The organism is Synechococcus sp. R8-2, assembly GCF_047461715.1.
Classification (GTDB): domain Bacteria; phylum Cyanobacteriota; class Cyanobacteriia; order Thermostichales; family Thermostichaceae; genus Thermostichus.
The window spans coordinates 1-2,403 of record NZ_JANSHQ010000224.1 but is presented as its reverse complement, the minus strand read 5'-3'; the positions used below and the strand labels follow the sequence as shown (position 1 = coordinate 2,403).

At 55.3% G+C, this 2,403-nt stretch carries 3 protein-coding genes; all 3 read left to right on the top strand.

Annotated features, from left to right (window positions below):
* Positions 1 to 623: 623 nt before the first annotated feature.
* The 3 genes from NW819_RS06050 (at position 624) to NW819_RS06040 (ending at position 2,152) form a co-directional block, all read left to right on the top strand.
* Complete coding sequence (locus tag NW819_RS06050; RefSeq protein ID WP_414342319.1) at positions 624 to 1,013, top strand: hypothetical protein; 390 nt, start codon at positions 624 to 626, stop codon at positions 1,011 to 1,013.
* A 189-nt stretch (positions 1,014 to 1,202) separates the two neighbouring features.
* Positions 1,203 to 1,439, top strand: coding sequence for a gas vesicle protein GvpG (locus tag NW819_RS06045; RefSeq protein WP_414413199.1), 237 nt, complete (start codon positions 1,203 to 1,205; stop codon positions 1,437 to 1,439).
* Positions 1,440 to 1,546: 107 nt separating this feature from the next.
* The gene (locus NW819_RS06040; protein ID WP_011433718.1) at positions 1,547 to 2,152 is read left to right on the top strand and encodes a DUF3727 domain-containing protein; all 606 of its coding nucleotides are present in this window, start codon (positions 1,547 to 1,549) and stop codon (positions 2,150 to 2,152) included.
* The last annotated feature ends 251 nt before the right edge of the window (positions 2,153 to 2,403 follow it).

Genomic DNA, 2,403 nt, shown 5'->3' with positions numbered 1-2,403 from the left:
TGCTTCCGAAGTTGGTTTGCTAAGTGTTGCTACTGTGCCCCTTAGTTCCTTAACAGGCTGTATCGTTACTCCTGGGGCACCACCCGCCAAACGGTTCCTCTAGCCGCCATTGCTCGTGACCAAATTCAAAGCTTGAAAGAATGGGCTGCCGAGTCAGGAGCACGTACCGCTTCCCAAGATCAAAAGTTGATTCAGGAGCTACGGACCATCGTCCAGAAGAGAGGGTTAGGCTACATTGAAGTTGATAGTCCCCCATCCTTTTCCTCTCCACCTCCTGCCTAAGCTGTTTTGGTCGGCTCGTTCCGAGTTGTGGCAGCTCCGTGGAAGTAGGCTTGCAAGCATTTTTTCCTGCAAGACGCGGAAAAACTCCGGTTGCCGCTCCGCTTGAATTTGCTGCCTGTGGATTAGCCCCCGTTAAATCCGTCCGGGGAAGCCGCCGATTGATCTGAGCTGCTCAGGTGGCCCCTTGTTGGATTAACTTCCGGCAGCTCCCAGGCAGGGCACCGGGATCGGATCCCGCACGTTAGCGTGCAGGACCGATGGTTTTGCACTTTTCGTATCCTTGACTACAGATTTTTTGGTAGAATTGATCGTGTAGAGGTACTGGTATGTAGAGCAGCCTTATGAGTGCAATCGCTGAAATGAGGGGGACAAGTCTCCTGGCCCGCCATCGCCAAAACATAGCAGCCTCCCTGGCCCGTCGTTTGGAAGCAGCTAGGGCGGCCAACAACACCCGCTTGATGGAGCTGCTGAAACAAGAAGAGCGGCAGCTGGCAGCCGAGTACGGCGGCAGGGATCCCTTCTCTTCAGCGCTCTTCAGAGGACTGCGCCACCTTTGGCAGAGCCTGAAGGCAGTCTTGGCGGCCTGCGATGAACTGCGGGTGCGGCAGTGGGTAGATGGCAGCGGCATGGTCTGGTGGTCTGTCCAAGACCCAATCACGGGAGAGCGCCTGTGTACCCATTCCGAGGGGGAGCTCATGGAGTGGATCGAGAAGCACCAGCGAGAGGATTAGTCTTCGCGGCTAGGACTTGCCTGAGCACCAATAGCCAGTGTTTCCCCTGGCGCTTCGTGCGTGTCCCAGTCTTTCCAGCTTGGGGAGGAAGGGAACAAAAAGTTTCACGGCTAGGCCGGGGCAATGGCCACCTGAGAATCCAAATTGATAGGATTACGAAGACTCATCATCTGCTTTAGGGGCCCTGGGATGGTTTGGCAATTGTTGACTTGGCCGGCCCAAAGTTTGCTTTGGCTAGCAGAGCAGATCCAAGAACGCGCCGAAGCACAGCTGGATAGCAAAGAAAACCTGCAAAAAGAACTTACGGCCCTGCAAATTCAGCTAGATTTGGGAGAAATTGACGAAGAAACCTACGCCCGCCGAGAAGAGGAGATTTTATTGGCTCTGGAAGCCTTAACCCAGGCAGAACGAGAAGCCGAAGCATAGAGTTCTGCCGGTGGGCCTGGAAGGGATCCCTCAGCATTGCAGGGGGGCAGAACATGGGAGAATGAGCTTCTGTACACCCCCGTCTTTCCTACCCTGGGCTGTTTTCAATGACTGAATCCCATGAAACCTTGGTGCTCCGCGACGAGCAAAACCAGCCTCTCAAGTGCGAGATCCTGCGTCAGGTGGTCATCGACGAGCAGACCTATGCTCTGGTGACTCCCGTTGATGCTGTGATCAAAGTGCTGGTTTGGGAAGGGGAAGAAGAACCCAGCCAAGCGGTGAACGGCGATGCCAACATGGAAGGGATCCTGGACGAGCCGGATCCTGAAGAGCTACAGGCTACCCTGCCCACCATCCAGGCTGTCTTGGGGGAGTTGAACCTCACCTTGCAGCAAAATGGCTTCGACATCCTCACGGTTCAGGGGGAATTGCCCCCAGTCGAAGAGGAAGATGTGTTCGAGCTGGGCGAGAGCGAGGAAGATGCCCAGGAGTTTCAACTGCTAGCTACCTTTTTCTACCAAGAGAAGAAATACGGCATCTTTACCCCCCTCGATCCCGTTTTGCTCTACGCCGCTCTGCCTGACGAAGGGGATCCCTACCTGCTCACCCCCGATGAGCCGCCAGAGCTTTTTGATCAGCTCTATGCCCTGCTGCTGGATCTCGATGAGGAATGGGAAGACGGAGATGACGAAGAAGATGAAGACGAAGATTAGGCGGTCAACCCCTTCTGTTCTGCCGAGTTGGATACTTCTGCCCAGCCAGTCGCCTCGGCGGTGCGGAGCACCATAGGGATAGAGGTGGTGAAACTACCCGGTAAAACTTGCCCAGAGTTTTTCACCAGCCACTCCAGACCCGTCTCAACATCTGTCGGGGGCGTCGGATCTGCGGGCCAAGGGTCAGAATAAGCCAGCCTCAGACCAGCCCCCTAAGCATTGCGTAGCGAAGGAGCATGACTCTAGTCAAT

Bases quoted from the DNA above. Each gene is read 5' to 3' on its own strand.
- NW819_RS06040 (WP_011433718.1), top strand. From the start codon at position 1,547: ATGACTGAATCCCATGAAACCTTGGTGCTCCGCGACGAGCAAAACCAG.
- NW819_RS06045 (WP_414413199.1), top strand. From the start codon at position 1,203: ATGGTTTGGCAATTGTTGACTTGGCCGGCCCAAAGTTTGCTTTGGCTA.
- NW819_RS06050 (WP_414342319.1), top strand. From the start codon at position 624: ATGAGTGCAATCGCTGAAATGAGGGGGACAAGTCTCCTGGCCCGCCAT.